The sequence below is a fragment of the Nitrospira sp. genome, from assembly GCA_037045225.1.
In the GTDB taxonomy this organism is placed as follows: domain Bacteria; phylum Nitrospirota; class Nitrospiria; order Nitrospirales; family Nitrospiraceae; genus Nitrospira_A.
On the sequence record JBAOHZ010000009.1, the window covers coordinates 2,442,281 to 2,458,967 of the forward strand.

Here is a 16,687-nt window from a genome sequence, read left to right on the forward strand (position 1 = left end):
GCAACCCTGGGCGGTGTGGACTCGGTGAGCTACGCCAGATGGCCGAGTCCGGTGCGGAGCGCGTTGTGAGGAAGGCCGGTGCAACGTCGTCGCAGAAGTGCGGACGCCACCGCATGACGAACGATCCGGGATGCTACTTTAAGAGCGGCGCGGCCTGGCTGGCCAATGACCACAGACCATTGGGGAACAGACCCAGAAGCACGACGCCGGCGAGGGCGCAGGCCAGAACCACTGACAGGGCCGGAGAGGTTTCCAACCGTGATTGGGTGGCGATGGAACCTTCGGCCTCGCGCATATACATGACCATCACGACGCGCAGGTAGTAGAAGGCTGAAATGGCGGCGAAGATGACGGCCACGATGGCCAACCAGGTCATGCCCCCGTTTACTGCAGCCATAAAGATGTAGAACTTACCGATGAAGCCGGCCGTCGGAGGAATGCCGGCCAGCGACACCAGAAATACCAGCATGAAAAAGGCCGCCAATGGTTCCCGTTTGGCCAACCCCGCATAATCCTCGATCTGGTCGCTCTCTTGCCCTTCCTTGCGCAACATGCCGATCAATGCAAACGCTCCGAGCGTCATGAACGAATAGATGGCGATGTACAGCAAGACGCTCGCGAAACCGGTCGAGGCCCCTTCGCCGCTGTGGCGACCTGCCACCACGACCCCGATCAGGGCATACCCGGCATGGGCGATGCTGGAATAGGCCAGCATGCGTTTGATGTTGGTCTGCACGATCGCCACGAGGTTACCCAACGCAAGGGTGGCGAGACAGATCACCGTAAATAGGACGGACCAATCGGCGCTGGCTGCCCCCAGGCCCTCCACGAATACGCGGAGGAACGCGCCAAAACTGGCGGCTTTTGAGGCGACGGCCATAAAGGCGGTGACGGAGGTTGGGGCCCCTTGGTACACGTCCGGGGTCCACATGTGAAACGGCACCACGGCCATTTTGAATCCGAACCCGACCGCCAGCAGCACCAGCGCCAGGGAGAGGAGGGGATCTCCGGTTCCGCGCGTGGCAATCGCGGCTGCAATGGCGGAGAGGCCCGTGCTGCCGGCCAGGCCGAACAACAGCGAGATGCCGTACAACAAAATCCCGGACGAGAAGGCACCCAATACGAAATACTTGGCCGACGCCTCCAGCGATCGAGCCTCGGTACGCTTCAGTCCGGCCATCACATAGAGTGAGATCGACATCAGTTCGGTTCCGAGGTAGATGGTCAGCAGATCGGCGCCCGATACCATCACCATCATCCCGGCCAGTGCGAGCAGGACAAACCCGTAGTACTCCCCGATGCTCAGGCGTTCGGCCTTGAGATAAGCCAGTGAGAGCAGCACCGTGAGGCCGGTGACGATATAGAGCAATAGTTTCCAGAATGCCGCATACGCATCGATCACGACCATGCCGCTGAACGCGGACACGCGACCTGTCATCTGAGAGGATGTCAGGCCGATGCACATGGCAAGCGCACCCAATGTCAGCCAGGCGAGGACGTCTTTCTTGGAGGCTTCAAGGATGGGGTCGAGTGCCAACACAAGACAGGCCGTCCCAATGACGATGAGTTCCGGAAGGATGGTCAGAAGGTCCTGGAGTGGAAAGGTCATCGTGTTGCTGCCTGGTCAGAAGATGAGTGGGGACGTGCGGCCGCGAGCCTGGCCGTCGGTTTGTCTGGTGTGACCGGAGTCGACTCGTGCTCGACGGCAACTGCGGGAGTCTTCGAGCCGGCCAGGAGATGCGTCACGCTGGCATGCAGACGGGTCAATAACGGGTTTGGAAAGATTCCCAGCGCGAACACGAGCACGATTAAGGGGATCAGGGTTGCCGTCTCGCGGACGTTGAGATCCAGAAGATGTGCGCGATGGGCGGCAGCCGGAGTTCCAAAGACCATCCGTTGCATCAGCCAGAGCATGTAGGCTGCGGCCAGGATCACTCCTAATGCGGCCAACGTCGTCGCGAACTGACTCCACACGAACGTACCGGCCAGGACTAAAAATTCGCCGACGAAACTATTGGTGCCGGGAAGTCCTAAGGACGACAGCGCAAAAATCATCAGAAAGAGCGCATACCGCGGCATCGGTCCAGCCAGGCCTGTATTGTCCAGAATCTGGCGGCTGTGAGTCCGTTCGTAGATGATGCCTATGCACAGGAAGAGGCCCCCGGTGGTGATGCCGTGATTCACCATCTGCATCACCGCCCCTTCGATGCCCTGGATGTTCAGGACGAAAATCCCCAGGGTGACGAAGCCCATGTGGCTGACGCTGGAGTAGGCGATGAGTTTTTTGATGTCCGTCTGGGCCAGGGCCATGTAGGCGCCGTAAATGATTCCGATGATTGAAAGCGCGATCATCGGCTTGGTGAAGCTCACGGTGGCGTCCGGCAACATCGGCAAGGTAAAGCGGAGGAAGCCGTACGTCCCCATTTTCAACAGGACACTTGCGAGAATCACGCTGCCTGCGGTCGGTGCCTCCACGTGCGCATCAGGCAACCAGGTATGGAAAGGAAACATCGGCACCTTCACCGCGAAGGCGGCGAAGAAGGCGAGGAACAGCCACATCTGGAGGGAGGCGCTGTAGGTGCCGCGGCTCAATTCCAGGATATCGAAGGTGTGCCCGCCCTGGAAGTAGAGGACGAGGATGGCGACCAGGAGCAGCACGCTGCCGGCCAGGGTATAGAGGAAAAACTTGATCGCTGCATAGAGACGGTTGGGGCCGCCCCAGACGCCGATGAGCAGATACATCGGGATCAGCATGGCTTCCCAGAACACGTAAAACAGCACGAAGTCCAAGGCGACGAACACCCCTAGCATCGCCGTTTCCATCACCAGGAGCATCGACATGAATAGCTGGACGCGCTTCTCGATCGCGGTCCAGGACACGGCGACGCACAAGGGCATGAGGAACGTGGTCATCAACACCAGTGGAAAACTAATGCCGTCAAGGCCCAGGCTGTATCGCACCGGAGGAGAGTTGATCCAGGAGGCATGCTCCACGAACTGCATCCCGGCGGTTGAGGAGTCGAAGAGCCACCAGAGAGGGAGGGCCAGCAGGAAGTCGGCGACGGTCACGCCGAGCGCCAGCCAGCGGGCGGACTCCGCCTTGACCAGCAGGCACAACAGGGCTCCGGCTAACGGCAGGAAAATGATCAGACTCAGCCAGGGAAACGAACTCACGAATGCGTCCTTCTCTTGCTCTTGCGCGTCACACTAGAACAACAAATACACCGTTAGGATCACCACGGCCCCCAGCGTCATGCCGAGCGCGTAATGTTGCGTTTGTCCGGTCTGTGTCAATCGGATGAGCCAGCCGCCCCAGGCGATGGCGCGAGCGACTCCGTTGACCGCCCCGTCGATAATCGCAACATCGACATGTTTCCAGAGCCCCTGCGCCGCCGACAGGGTCGGGCGGACCAGTGCGCGGTCGTACGCTTCATCGATATACCACTTGTTCAGCGACAACTCATATGCCGCGTGCCATTGGCGCGCGAGCCGGTCCGGCAAACCGGGATTCAACACGTAGAGATAATACGCCGCCCCGATCCCCGTGAGCCCCATCAACGTGGCGACCGCCATGATGCCGTAGGCGGCCGACCCTTCATGATGACCGGCTGCCCCTTCGCCATGGAAGACCGGTTCCAGAAACTCCGGAATGCCCAGATATCCGGCGACGATACTCAATACGGCTAGTACCATGAGGGGAGCGGTCATCGTGATTGAGGGTTCGTGGATATGGCCTGCGTGGTGCGGATCGACGCGAGATTTTCCCCAGAAGGTCACGAAGACCAGACGGAAGCTATAGAAAGCGGTTAATCCAGCCGTCAGCAGCCCGCAGATCGTGAGCACCTGGCCCAAGGGACCGGATGACCAGGATGAGAGCAGCAGATCGTCTTTGCTGAAGAATCCGGCGGTGAGCGGGAATCCTGCCAACGCGAGTGAACCGATGAGGAAGGTCCAATAGGTGACGGGGAGCTTGTCTTTCAAGCCGCCCATGTGGCGCATGTCCTGTTCATGGTGCAAGGCGATGATGACCGACCCGCAGCCGAGGAAGAGGAGGGCTTTGAAGGCGCCGTGGGTGAGCAGGTGGTACATGCCCGCGCTGTAGGCGCCCAAGCCGCAGGCCATCACCATGTAGCCCAGCTGGCTCATGGTCGAATAGGCCACCACGCGTTTGATATCGGTCTGAGTCAAGGCGATGGTGGCGCCCAGCATCATGGTCAGCCCGCCGACCAACGCCACGACAGTCATGGCCGTGGGAGACAGGTTATAGAGCGGCGAGAGGCGCGCGACCATAAAGACACCGGCTGTGACCATGGTGGCGGCATGGATCAAGGCGGAGATCGGCGTCGGGCCTTCCATCGCATCGGGGAGCCAGACATGCAGCGGTACCTGCGCCGATTTGCCCACGGCCCCGGTAAAGAGCAGGAGGCAGATCATGGTCATGACTGAGACATCCCAGGTGCCGCCGAACGGTCCAAGGAGATTCGTGGTCTTGGAAGCCAGACCGTCGGCTTGCGCGAAGACCGTGGCGAAATCGAGCGAGCCGAAGGAGTACCACACGAGGAACAGGCCGAGGATGAAGCCGAAGTCGCCGACGCGATTGACCAGGAACGCCTTCGTGGCGGCGGCGCAGGCACTGGCCCGCTCATACCAGTGGCCGATCAGCAGGTAGGAACAGAGTCCCACCGCCTCCCAGAACACGAACAGCTGGAGCAGATTGTCCGCCATCACCAGCATCAGCATGGAGAAGGTGAACAGGGCGATATACGCAAAGAAGCGGGCGTATCCCGGTTCGCCATGCATGTAGCCGATGGTGTAGATGTGCACCAACGTACTGACCGTGGTGACCAGGATCAACATGACGGCGGTCAGGCGATCGATCGAAATCCCGATGTGAACGTCCAGATTGCCGGAGGTCAGCCAGGTATAGAGGGGCACGTTGATGGCTTGGCCGGTGGCCACGTCGTGCAAGGCCATCAGCGAGAGCAGAAACGAACCGACCATCGCCGGAACCGCCACCAGGTGGGCACGGTCCTTGATCCACTGCTCGCCGATACCGACGATCAGAAAGGCGAACAAGGGGAGAAATGGAATCAACGTATAGAGCATAGTCGGTGCAGTCGGTCTATCGCTTCAACAGGTTCAGATCGTCGACGTAAATGGATGAATTCGACCGGTGCAGGGCGATGATGATGGCCAGACCCACGGCCACTTCAGCCGCCGCTACGGTCAAGGCGAAGAATACGAACACCTGCCCTGCCACATTGTGAAAATACTCCGAAAAGGCCACGAAGTTGATGTTCGTGGCATTCAGCATCAACTCCACCGACAGCAGGATCACAATGATGTTGCGCCGGATCAGCACCCCGACCACACCCGTGAGGAACACAAATCCGCTCAGGATCAAATAGTAGGATAACGGGACAGCCATGTGATTACCGATGATTACTGCACGGGTTCATTGATGTCTTTCTTCGCCAGGATGATCGCCCCGATCATAGCTACCAGGAGAATCAGCGATGCGACCTCGAACGGGAACAAATAGGTCGAGTACAGGGCTTCTCCGATCATTTCGGTGTTGCCTGGCCCTTCGACCAGGTCGGACGCCGCCGGGGCTGCAGCGCCGGTCCGCGACTGGATGACCAGCAGAATCACCTCGGTACACAGCACGACCCCCAGCAATCCCGCCACTGGAAGCTGGTTGTGGTACCGCTCCTCGGACTTGATGCTCAGTAACATGACCACGAAGAGGTACAGCACCAGGATCGCGCCGGCATACACGACGATTTGCACCGCTGCCAGGAACTCCGCGTGCAGGGTGATGTAGAGTCCCGCCACATGAAAAAACATGATCAGGAGGGACAACGCGCTGTAGACCGGATTTCGCAAGGCGACTACCAGTATGGAGGTGCCGGCGATAACTGCAGCAAAATAAAAGAAGAAAATATGATCCATGCGTCCGTCGTCTCTTCCGAATCCGATGAAGGTCCTGCCCCCTGTTACCCTTGCGTCCTGCCCGGTAGCAGCCTGTTCCGCCTCGGTCGTCTCGGTGTGGGGGGCCAGCACGGAGGACGAGGCGGGAGGCCTAGTTCTCCTTTTGCGGGAGATGCTTGAAGGTCACGTTGAAAAACGCCACGTTCGGATGCTGCAGCTCGAGGCGTTTTTCCCGGACGGGAAACGAACGGTCGCCGATGGCGAGCAGTTGTTGCTTGTTGAGGTGCAGCTGGCGCTTATCGTACACGGCCCATTCAAACTCGCGTGTCATGCTCAGGGCATCTACGGGACAGGCGTCGACGCAGAGGCCGCAAAAGAGACAGCGCGTCATGTCCATATAATATTCCTTGGAATACCGTTTGGTCGGTTCCCCGGGGACTTCCCCGCTGACGACCCGGATGACCCGTGAAGGACAGGCCGCTTCGCACAGGTCGCAGCCGACACATTTTTCCGTCCCGTCGTCATACCGCAGCAAGGCCAGCATGCCTCGATAGTTGTCGGGCAGCAGGCGTTTCTCATGCGGGTATTGCAGGGTGATCGGCTTGTAGTTGAGTAGATGTGTCAGCGTCGCCTTCATGCCCACCAAGAGCTCATAGAAGATCAGCGTCTTCAGCCAATCGCTGAACGACGATTTCCGTTTGGGCTGTGTTGTGACGGCGACGTTCATTTCACTCCGTTACCGCGGAAAGAAATAGGCGGCAATGGCCGTCAGGACGATGTTCCCCAACGCAATCGGGAGCATCACTTTCCAGCCGAACCGCATCAGTTGGTCGTACCGCAGGCGGGGCAGGGTCGCCCGCAGCCAGAAGAATAGGAACAGGAAGAAGTAGACCTTTGCGGCAAACCACACGACGTTTTCAATCCAGGCCAGACTGTCCAAGCCGATGTGCCCCAGGATCGTGCCCGGATAGGGCGCGTTCCATCCGCCAAGGAACAGCGCCGCCGCGACACAGGACACCAGAATCATGTTGGCGTATTCCGCGATGAAGAAGAAGGCGAAGCGCATGCCGCTGTATTCGGTGAAGAAGCCCGCCACGAGTTCGCTCTCCGCTTCCGGCAGGTCGAACGGCACCCGGTTCGTCTCAGCAACCGCGGAAATGACGTAGACCACGAAGGCGAAAATCTGTGGGAAGGGCATGGCGATGACGAACCAGTTCCAGAATCCTCCCGCCTGCGCTTCCGTGATCTTCACGAGGCTGAGCGAGCCGGACAGCAGGATGACACCGACGATCGCCAGGCCGACGCACAATTCGTAGCTGATGACCTGCGCGGCGGAACGGAGTCCGCCGAGGAGGGAATATTTGCTGTTCGAGGACCAGCCGCCCAGGATGATCCCGTAGGCGCCGATCGAGGCAAAGGCCAGGATGTAGAGGATGCCGATGTTGATGTCGCTGATCACGAACGGCTTAATCTGCATCCCGAACAGTTCGATGGTCAGGCTCGGGCCGAAGGGAATCACCGCAAATCCGATCATGGCCGGTACCAGGGCCAGAATCGGTGCGAGGGTAAAGAGGAATTTATTGGCTCCCGCCGGGATGATGTCTTCTTTGAAGAAGAGTTTGAGTCCGTCGGCGATCGGTTGCAGCACACCATAAGGGCCGACTTCCATCGGGCCCATGCGATCCTGCATCCAGCCAAGGACTTTCCGCTCTGCGAGGGTGAGGACCATGACGGTCAGCATCACCACTCCCATTACCGCGGCGATTTGAGCTAACGACACCGCCAGTCGTAATCCGATTTCCATGACAACAATACTCCTCGTCCCGTCCTACGAGACCTTCGCGAGAGTCACCTGTGCGAGCTTAAAATAGGGGATTTGAGTCCGGGGATCAATCGTCCATTCTGCGAGTTGTTTGGCCTCGTGGTCGAAATGCTCCGGGAACCACACCAGGCCTGCCGGCACACGTTCGCGAAGTTTCACCGTGGTGGTGATGGCGCCGCGTGAATTGGAGACCGTGACCTGCCCTCCGTCCGTCAGTCCGAGTGCGGCTGCGTCGGTTGGATTGATGGAGAGGAATCCTTCCTGCTGCAATTGGAGCAGTCCCTTGGAGCGAGTGGACAGTTTTCCGGAGTGAAACAGCGTTTGCACGAACATCAGTGTGAACGGGCCATCGTTGGTCTGCAGCGGTCGGCTCAGGGCATAGCGTCTGTCCACATCATCCGCAAATCCGTCTGCCAGATACCGGTTCAACACGGCCGGGTCGACTTTGGGTGGTGTGGGAACCGGGCCTAACAGTCCATACCCGGGGATGACCGTCCGGATCTCTTTCAAGATTTCTCTCGCGTCGCCATATTCAAGTGGCGAGCCCATTAGCACGGAGAGCGCCGAGAATATTTCCCAGTCGCGGCGGCTGTCGCCCACGGGATTGATCGCTTGTCGAACACCCTGCACATGACCTTCCGAATTGGTGAAGGTGCCGTCCTTTTCCATATACGAGCAGGCGGGGAACACCACATGGGCCATCGCCGCGGTCTCGGTGAGAAACAATTCCTGACAGACCAGCAGATCCAGCTTCCCGAGGGCTTCTTTGGTCCGGGCTGCAGCAGGCAGGGTGCCGATCGGGTTTTCACCGACCACGAACATGGCCTTGAGGGTGCCCTTGTGTGCCGCCGCAAGCATCTCGGTGAGCGAAGCCCCGGGTGTGCGGGGCAATTCTTCTCGCCATAGGGCCGCGATGTGATCACGGACGGGCTGGTCGTTGAGTGGCGCGGGTCCGGGAAAGAATTCGGCGACGGCGCCCATTTCGACGGCGCCTTGATCGTTATTTTCTTCGGCCAGCGGCCCGAGTCCACAGCCGAGCTTATCGAGTTTTCCGAGCAGAATCAGAAGATCCAGCAGATTGGTGACCGTTGCGTCTCCGCCCGGATGGCGCAACACCGCATTGCCGACCAGGATTACCAACCGGTTGGTGTTCGCCAGTACGTTGGCCGTCGCTTCCCATTGGTCGCGGCGTTGGCCGGTGGCCGTCTCCAGGGCGTCCCAGGAGGTGGCCTGGAGTGCGGACGTGAGTCGTTGCACAAAGGCCGGCGCCTGTTGTGCCACGGTGGCATCGACTAGGTTGCCGTCGATGACCGCCTTGATGATGCCTAGCACGGTATTGCCGAATTGTGCGGGATGTGTCGGGAAATGTTGCTGGGCCAGGTTCGTGATGTTGCTCAGGGTATCGATGGCCGGCTGCAGGGCTTCCACGGTGACGAGACCGGCCTGCCGTTTCTTGACGGCTTCCTTGACCTTGAGTCCCGTGATCGGGCTGGTTTCGGTGATGTTCGTGCCGACCAGCAGCAGCATATTCGCGGCGACGATGTCTTCAAAGGCGATGGTCCAGCGATGGGTGCCCTGCACGCGTCGGAGCGCTTGCACGCCGTTCAGGTGGCCATATCGCGCACTGCTGTCGATTCGGTTGGTGCCAATCACCTGGCGCATGAACTTTTGGAACACATAGAGGTCTTCGTTCGTGCAACGAGAGGTAATCAATCCTCCGAAGGCATCTGCGCCGTGCGCCAGTTTCAGGCGGAGGGCTTGCTCGGCGACGTATTCCAACGCGTCTTCCCAGGTAGCCTCGACCAACGTGCCTTCGCGGCGGATCAAGGGATGGGTGAGGCGGCCGGCGTGGCTGGTGGCCTGGAAGCCGAAGAAGCCCCGGGCGCAGAGGTCGCCGTTATTCCGCCCGGCGCCGTGCGCGGAATTGACCTCGATCAGTTCATTGTCCTTGGTCTGTACGGTGATGCGGCAACCGTCGCCACAGAAGGTGCAGATCGTGTCGGCTCGCTTGAGCATCCAGGGGCGATACTCATACATGGAGAGACGGCTCGTAATGGCGCCGACGGGGCAGATCTGGATGCAGCCGCCACAGAATTCGCAATCGAGTTCATGCGGACCGAAGTGTTTGATCTCGGTCATGGTGCCGCGTCCCACCGGAGCCAGCGCCTTCACGTCCATGATTTCGTCGCAATAGCGGACGCAGCGCAAACACTGCACGCAGCGGTTCATCTGCGTTTCGATGAGTGGGCTGAAGTACTCTTTTGGGAAGATCCGTTTGGTTTCCGTGAACCGGCTGGTCGTCGGCGTGTATTGATGCGAGAAGTCCTGGAGATCGCATTTGCCGCCCTGGTCGCAGACCGGGCAATCCAACGGATGGTTGGCCAGGATGAATTCCAGGACCGACTTGTGGGCATCGTCCACCGTGGTGGTGGCGGTGCGCACGGCCATGCCTTCGGCGACCGGCGTGCTGCAGGCGGTCTGGAGTTTCGGCATCTTCTCGACTTCGACCAGGCACATCCGGCAGTTGGCATCCGGTTTGAGCTTGGGGTGGTAACAAAAATGCGGAATCATCACCCCGACGCGTCGCGCCGCTTCGATCACCAGGGTTCCCTTGGGGACCGCGACCGTCGTGCCGTCGATGGTGAGCCGGACTGTTTCTGGTTTTGGATCAGACATAATATACGTCGTTCGTCGCTCGTGAAGCGTGAAGTATTGTGAGTGATACGCAGCGTCCGTTGTGCTCCGATGACGAGAGACGCTCCACGCGATACGTCAATGTTTGGCTCCCGCCGGCTCCGGCCGTATTAAGTTTGCCGCCTCGGCTGCGTGGATCATGGCGACATACTCATGCCGCCAGTGTTTGAGCGTGCTCAGGATCGGCGACACCTCGGCATCGCCGAAGGCGCAGACCGTTCGACCGGCAATGTTTTTACACAGGTCGGTCAGGGTTTCAAGGTCCGCCATCCGGCCACGCTTGTTGACGATCCGGCGCATGATCTGCACGAGCCACGAGCTGCCTTCGCGACAGGGACTGCACTTGCCGCAGGACTCGTGATAGAAAAATTCCATCAGGCGCAGGGCCGCCCACACCATGTCGGTGCCCTCTTCCATGACCGTTACTCCGCCGGACCCCAGCATGGACCCCGCCAACGCGACGGATTCAAAATCCAGCTTCACATCCAAGTGATCGGGGGTCAGAAAGGGCGCGGAGGCGCCCCCTGGAATGAAGGCCTTCAATTTTTTGTCCGACCGCATACCGCCGGCATGCTCGTAGATCAGTTCGCGAACGGTAATCCCCATTGGGACTTCATAATTGCCGGGTCGCGCCACATGCCCACTGACGCAGAAGACTCGCGTGCCGGTGCTCTTCGGCGGTGATCCGATCGAGGCGAACCATTCGGCGCCCCGGTTGAGGATGTGCGGCAGATTGGCCAGGGTCTCGACATTGTTCACCACGGTCGGCTTGTTGTAGAGCCCATGTGTGGCCGGGAACGGCGGCTTGACGCGCGGAAGGCCGCGTTTGCCCTCGAGCGATTCCAGGAGCGCCGTTTCTTCACCGCAGATGTAGGCGCCGGCCCCCCGGTGGACCCAAATGTCGATCGAGGTGGTCGAGCCGAAAATATTTTTGCCGACATATCCCGCCGCGCGTGCGTCCTTGATGGCCTGTTCGAGAATCTTGGCCCCCAGGACGAATTCTCCGCGAATATAGATATAGGAACTGGCTGCGCCAATGGCATAACAAGCGAGCAACATACCTTCAAGCAATTGATGCGGGTCACGTTCGATGAGCTGGCGATCTTTGAACGTGCCTGGTTCGCTTTCATCGGCGTTGCAGCAGAGGTAGCGTGGGCCCTGGTAGTCCTTGGGCAGAAATCCCCATTTGACACCGGTCGGAAATCCGGCGCCGCCGCGCCCCCGCAGTCCGGACTTCATGACGACTGCGGTCACGTCCGCAGGGCTCACTTTGCCCAGCACCTTCCGGATGGCCTGGTAGCCGCCGACGCGTTCATACTCCGTCAGCGAACCCGTATAGCCGGGTTGCTGCATGTTTTTCAGTAAAATGGGTTCGTACTTCGGCATCTTAACTCCAGAGCGTATGGCTTATAGCTGATAGCATGGACATGCCTGCTTGATTCCAGCCATGCGCCATAGGCTATCGGCCATTAGCTCTTTGCCCCGCTCGGTTCCGGCCACATGAAGGGGCCGGTCTTCAGCGAACAGGTGCCGGTCTGACGTAGGTCGGCCAGAATGCGATCCAGCTTCTCTTCCGTCAGGCGCTCGTAATAGTCGTCGTTGACCTGCATCATCGGGCCGGTGCCACAGGCTGCCAGGCATTCCACGATACTCAAAGTGAACAGCTTGTCCGGTGTCGTCTCGCCCGGCTTGATGCCGAGTTTCGCGCTGATCCAGCCGATGACCGTGTCCGAGCCGACCAGTGCGCACATGAGCGACTTGCACACCTGCAGGTGGAATTTCCCGACCGGCTTCAGATTCAGCATCGTATAAAACGTAGCCGTCTCGTACACCTGCGGCGGAGTCAGTCTCAAAATCCCGGCGATTTCCTGCATCGCCGCTTCCGTGATGTACCCCTGTTCCCGCTGCGCCAGATAGAGGAGGGGCAGCAGTGCCGAGCGTTTGACCGGATAGCGGCTCAGAATGTCTTCGATCTCTGTCTTGTGCGTCTCTTTCAGCATCTATCGTGTTCCTATGCCTGCGCCGGAATGAGGCGTGAGCGTCCCTGCTTCCCGTGCGCCGCTCTTCATCTATCACATTCCCCCATCACGATGTCGTAGGTTCCGAAGATGGTGATGATGTCCGAGATCAGGTAGCCCCGGGCCATGTGGTCGAACGCGCCCATGTGAATGAACGAGGGGGCGCGAATCTTCAATCGGTAGGGCCGCGGGCTTCCGTCGCTGACAATGAAGAACCCGAGCTCTCCCTTGGGGGCTTCAGTCCCGCAGTAGGTTTCACCCTTCGGCGGCTTGAACCCCTGCGTGAAGATAATAAAGTGGTGAATCAGGCTTTCCATGTCGCGCATGACGTTCGCTTTGGGCGGGGGAACGACATGCGGCACATCCGCCATGATCGGGCCTTCCGGCATCTGGTCGAGGCACTGCGCGATGATCCTCGCGCTTTGCCGCAATTCTTCCATACGTACCCAGTAGCGATCGTAGGTGTCGCCGCGTTTGCCGACCGGCACTTCCCATTCGACCTTGTCGTAGACGCCGTAGGGTTCGTATTTGCGGATGTCGTAATCGACGCCCGACCCTCGGAGCGTCGGCCCGGTGAGCCCGAAGTTGATCGCGTCTTCCGCGGAAATCACGGCGACGTCTTTGGTCCGTCCGACCCAAATCCGGTTGGACATGAGTAGTTGGTTGTATTCGTTGACCTTGTCGGGGAACGTCTGCAGGAACGCTTTCAGCCGCACCACGAGATCGGGGGTAAAGTCGCTATCGACCCCGCCGATACGATAGTAGTTCAAGGTCAAGCGCGCGCCGCATAACTTTTCGAACATGTCCAACAGCACTTCGCGTTCGCGAAAGGTCCAGAAGAAGACGGTCATGGCCCCGATGTCGAGTGCCTGGGTGCCGAGCCAGAAGAGATGGCCGATGATGCGTTGCATTTCGGCGACCAGGGTGCGGATATATTCCGCCCGTTCCGGCACGGTGATGTCGAGCAGCTTCTCCACCGCGCGGACGTAGGCATAGTTGTTCGTCATGGCGCAGACATAGTCGAGCCGGTCGGTATGCGGAATGATCTGCATATAGTGCAGGCCTTCCGCCAACTTCTCGACACCGCGATGCAAATAACCGAGATCCGGCGTGGCCTTCACGATCCGTTCACCGTCCAGTTCCAACACGACTCGGAGCACGCCGTGGGTGCTGGGATGTTGCGGGCCCATGTTCAGCAACAGTTCTTCCCGGCGACGCGTGCCGCCCTGGTGTTCGGCGACGAGGTACGCCTGCTTCTCCTGCTCGGGAACTTCCCCTTCCGTCTGTTCTTCCGGAGCTTCGTCCAGGCGCGGAATGAACGGGAACGAGCTGCGCCACCCACGTCCTTCGGCGGGGAAATCCTTCCGCAGAGGATGGCCCTCCTCGTAATCTTCCGGCAGGAGAATGCGCCGAAGATCAGGGTGGCCGACGAAGATGATGCCCATCAGGTCGTAGACCTCACGTTCCATGAACTCGGCGCCCTTCCAGATGCCGGTCACGGAGGCGATCTGGGGCGACTCCTCGGTCACGCGGGCCTTCAATCGGATGCGCCGGCGGTGCGCGAGGGAGAGGAGCTGATAGATCACCTCAAACCGTTCCGGGTCGTTCGGATAGTCCACCGAACAGATGTCGGTGATATGGTCGAACGAGGCCTCCGGCGTGTCGTGTAGCCACCGCGCGACATCCACGATGCGAGCCGCGGCGACGCGGGCCGTGATCTCGTGTCGAGCGGCATCCACTTCCACGCCGCGGACGGCGTCGGGAAAGGTGGTCATGAGTCGTTCAAGCAGCGGTTGCATCTTCCTCACAGAGCCGATGGCAAGAGAAGCTCGCGTTCGCGAGCGAAACTTCTCTGCGCCTGCCTTACTTCACAAAAATCTTCTCGCGCTGGATCTTTTCCTGCAATTTCAACAGCCCGTCCAGCAGCGCTTCAGGACGCGGTGGGCAACCGGCAATATACACATCGACCGGCACGATCTGGTCCACGCCCTGCACGACGGCGTAACTGTTGTAGTGATTGCCGGAGGTGGCGCAGGATCCCATGGAGATCACGTACCGAGGTTCGGCCATCTGGTCGTAGATGCGGCGGATGACGGGGGCCATCTTGCGCGACACGGTGCCGGCCACGATCATCAAATCCGACTGGCGGGGCGACGCACGGAACACGCCGGCGCCGAAGCGGTCCATATCGTAGCGCGACGACACGCTGGCGATCATTTCGATGGCGCAACAGGCTAACCCGAAGGTCATCGGCCACAACGACGATTTCCGGGCCCATCCGACGAAGGCATCGAGATTCGTCGTCAGAATATTCGCATCCAGTTGCCGTTCTAAAAAGCTCATAAGCAGTATCTCGTTGTTCGTGAATCGTCGTTCGTCGAATGCGGAGCCAGCTTTCCAAGCGCTTGCGCTTCACGCTTCACGAGCGACGAATTACGGTTTATTCTCAGTCCCATTCGAGTGCCCCTTTTTTCCAGGCGTACCAGAAGCCGACGATCAGGATGCCGATAAACACCATCATCTCGACGAGTCCCACCAGCCCCAACTTCTTGAACGCCACGGCCCAGGGGAACATGAAGACGATTTCGATATCGAAGATCACAAACAGCATCGCAATGATGTAGTACCGGATCGGGAATTGCACCCGGGCATCGGAGAAGAGCGGGCTGCCGCTCTCGTACGGCGCGAGTTTGGCGCGGTAGGGCCGGCTCGGGCGAACGATGCGTCCCAGGAGGATCTGGACGGCGCCGAACGCAAACGCGATCACGATAAAAATCAGGATCGGGATGTAGTTCAGCGGTGCGGCTTCGCTACCCATGACAGACCTGTGTATCGTGAAGGGTGGTTCGTGGCGTGTCGCGTGACGCCTCACGGTTGACGGAGACCGCTGCCGTCCTGCTCAGAATCGATCCGAAAAACGGCTGGAATTTCAGCCCGTCCAATTCGGGTTTGGCCATGCCCTTGTGCTGGATCAACACTTTGAAGGTGCGCCCCATGCCGTCCGGCCGCAGCAGGTGTATCGCCGCGTAAAATTCCGGCGATTCCGGCTGGAGCGATTCCAGCAATTGCTCAGCGCCCAAGCCGATCAAGAAACTCATCTGATTCGTAAACCCGGTGACGTCCAATCCGGCCTGTTGGCCCGTTTGCGCCAGGGCGGTGAAGTCCACGTGGGCGGTCATGTCCTGCTCTCCCACCCGGTCGTACGCATCCTCAGAGGTGGTTTGGTGGTAGTAGCAGAGGAACGTGCCGTTCTTGCGGTCCGGGCCATAGAGGTCTTCGGCGGTGTGGCCGTAATCGATCGTCAGCACGGCGCCGCGCGCCATCACCTGTGCCACCTGCGTCATCCAATCGACCGCGTCGAGATTGATTTCAGCCCGATAGCCGTCCGGCAGGTTGATTCCGCCCTCTCGCAGGTAGGCGGTGAGTTCATTGGAGAGGGGGCGGTAGACCTCGCTGAATCGCTCGTCGCGATATTCGACATAGACCTCCTGCGGCCGGCCGTCGAGCACTGCGAGCCGGTGAACAGGAAAGGCATCCACGAGTTCATTCGAAAAAAAGAGTCCGGTGACGCTGTCCGGCGGCAGATCTTCCAGGCGGTCGAGCCAGGCAACGCGACCGGCCTGTCCCACCCAGGGCGCCAGATTGTTTTGCTGCTGGGTGCGCATTGCGGCGCTGCGCTCGATCAAGATGTATCGAAGACGGTCGCGGAGGTTCGCGGGCGCGTTCCGGCAAGCGGTCAGGAAATCCCGCGCCAGCAGTCCCTTGCCCGCTCCCATCTCCACCACCGTGAAGGGGTCTGGATGCCCGAGGAGGGTGTCGAGTTGTTGTGCCTGTCTGGCTAACGCCTGGCCGAGGATCGGATGCACGTCGGAACTCGTATAAAAATCGCCCGACCATCCGATGCGTTCCTGGGTCGGATCATCGACGGGGCGAACATAGTAGCCGTACTTCGGATGATACAGGGCGAGGTCCATAAAACGGGCGAACGGAATCGGACCAGTGGCTGCAATTTCAGCCCTGATTTCCGCCAGGAGTTGTGGATGCCCAGTGCTCAAAGTGACACCACCCTTGTCGGTAGTCGCCTCCCGTTTCATGCGCCATCGCTAGAAACAGCACTTCTACCGGATTCTCTAGGGAAAAGAGGGGGTTAGATTAGCCGCTGCCTCAGCGGCAAGTCAAGGCGAAAAGACCTGATCAGGTGGGAGAATCTCGATGTTCGACG

At 59.6% G+C, this 16,687-nt stretch carries 14 protein-coding genes; all 14 read right to left on the reverse strand.

The features are described 5' to 3' along the window. Window positions 1-133 precede the first annotated feature (133 nt). Window positions 134-1,609, reverse strand: a complete 1,476-nt coding sequence (locus tag V9G17_12255) for an NADH-quinone oxidoreductase subunit N (protein ID MEI2753365.1) — start codon at window positions 1,607-1,609, stop codon at window positions 134-136. Then, the gene (locus V9G17_12260; GenBank protein ID MEI2753366.1) at window positions 1,606-3,174 is read right to left on the reverse strand and encodes an NADH-quinone oxidoreductase subunit M; all 1,569 of its coding nucleotides are present in this window, start codon (window positions 3,172-3,174) and stop codon (window positions 1,606-1,608) included. Before V9G17_12260 ends, V9G17_12255 begins: the two co-directional genes overlap by 4 nt. Before the next feature lie 33 nt (window positions 3,175-3,207). After that, window positions 3,208-5,106: an NADH-quinone oxidoreductase subunit L gene (gene nuoL / locus V9G17_12265; protein MEI2753367.1), complete on the reverse strand. Its 1,899-nt coding sequence runs from the start codon at window positions 5,104-5,106 to the stop codon at window positions 3,208-3,210. A 16-nt stretch (window positions 5,107-5,122) separates the two neighbouring features. Further along, complete coding sequence (nuoK, locus tag V9G17_12270; GenBank protein ID MEI2753368.1) at window positions 5,123-5,428, reverse strand: NADH-quinone oxidoreductase subunit NuoK; 306 nt, start codon at window positions 5,426-5,428, stop codon at window positions 5,123-5,125. Window positions 5,429-5,442: 14 nt separating this feature from the next. After that, window positions 5,443-5,952: an NADH-quinone oxidoreductase subunit J gene (locus tag V9G17_12275; protein MEI2753369.1), complete on the reverse strand. Its 510-nt coding sequence runs from the start codon at window positions 5,950-5,952 to the stop codon at window positions 5,443-5,445. 130 nt (window positions 5,953-6,082) lie between these two features. Then, window positions 6,083-6,658 (reverse strand): NADH-quinone oxidoreductase subunit NuoI, encoded by a 576-nt coding sequence (gene nuoI / locus V9G17_12280; GenBank protein ID MEI2753370.1) that lies wholly within the window; start codon window positions 6,656-6,658, stop codon window positions 6,083-6,085. Window positions 6,659-6,667: 9 nt separating this feature from the next. After that, window positions 6,668-7,735 carry an NADH-quinone oxidoreductase subunit NuoH gene (gene nuoH / locus V9G17_12285; GenBank protein MEI2753371.1) on the reverse strand — a complete coding sequence of 356 codons (1,068 nt, stop codon included), beginning with the start codon at window positions 7,733-7,735 and terminating at the stop codon, window positions 6,668-6,670. A gap of 24 nt (window positions 7,736-7,759) precedes the next feature. Next, window positions 7,760-10,429 (reverse strand): NADH-quinone oxidoreductase subunit NuoG, encoded by a 2,670-nt coding sequence (gene nuoG / locus V9G17_12290; protein ID MEI2753372.1) that lies wholly within the window; start codon window positions 10,427-10,429, stop codon window positions 7,760-7,762. Between the two features lie 96 nt (window positions 10,430-10,525). Continuing rightward, on the reverse strand, window positions 10,526-11,833 hold the full coding sequence (gene nuoF, locus V9G17_12295; protein MEI2753373.1) for an NADH-quinone oxidoreductase subunit NuoF: 1,308 nt from the start codon (window positions 11,831-11,833) through the stop codon (window positions 10,526-10,528). Between the two features lie 83 nt (window positions 11,834-11,916). Then, a complete protein-coding gene (nuoE, locus tag V9G17_12300; protein MEI2753374.1) occupies window positions 11,917-12,447 on the reverse strand; it encodes an NADH-quinone oxidoreductase subunit NuoE in 531 nt (176 codons plus the stop codon). Window positions 12,448-12,512: 65 nt separating this feature from the next. Then, window positions 12,513-14,264, reverse strand: coding sequence for an NADH dehydrogenase (quinone) subunit D (nuoD, locus tag V9G17_12305; GenBank protein ID MEI2753375.1), 1,752 nt, complete (start codon window positions 14,262-14,264; stop codon window positions 12,513-12,515). A 64-nt stretch (window positions 14,265-14,328) separates the two neighbouring features. Continuing rightward, window positions 14,329-14,808 carry an NADH-quinone oxidoreductase subunit B family protein gene (locus tag V9G17_12310; protein MEI2753376.1) on the reverse strand — a complete coding sequence of 160 codons (480 nt, stop codon included), beginning with the start codon at window positions 14,806-14,808 and terminating at the stop codon, window positions 14,329-14,331. Window positions 14,809-14,911: 103 nt separating this feature from the next. Next, on the reverse strand, window positions 14,912-15,283 hold the full coding sequence (gene ndhC, locus V9G17_12315; protein MEI2753377.1) for an NADH-quinone oxidoreductase subunit A: 372 nt from the start codon (window positions 15,281-15,283) through the stop codon (window positions 14,912-14,914). Continuing rightward, a complete protein-coding gene (locus V9G17_12320; protein ID MEI2753378.1) occupies window positions 15,276-16,559 on the reverse strand; it encodes an SAM-dependent methyltransferase in 1,284 nt (427 codons plus the stop codon). The genes ndhC and V9G17_12320 overlap by 8 nt, the downstream gene beginning before the upstream one ends. Between the last annotated feature and the right edge of the window lie 128 nt (window positions 16,560-16,687).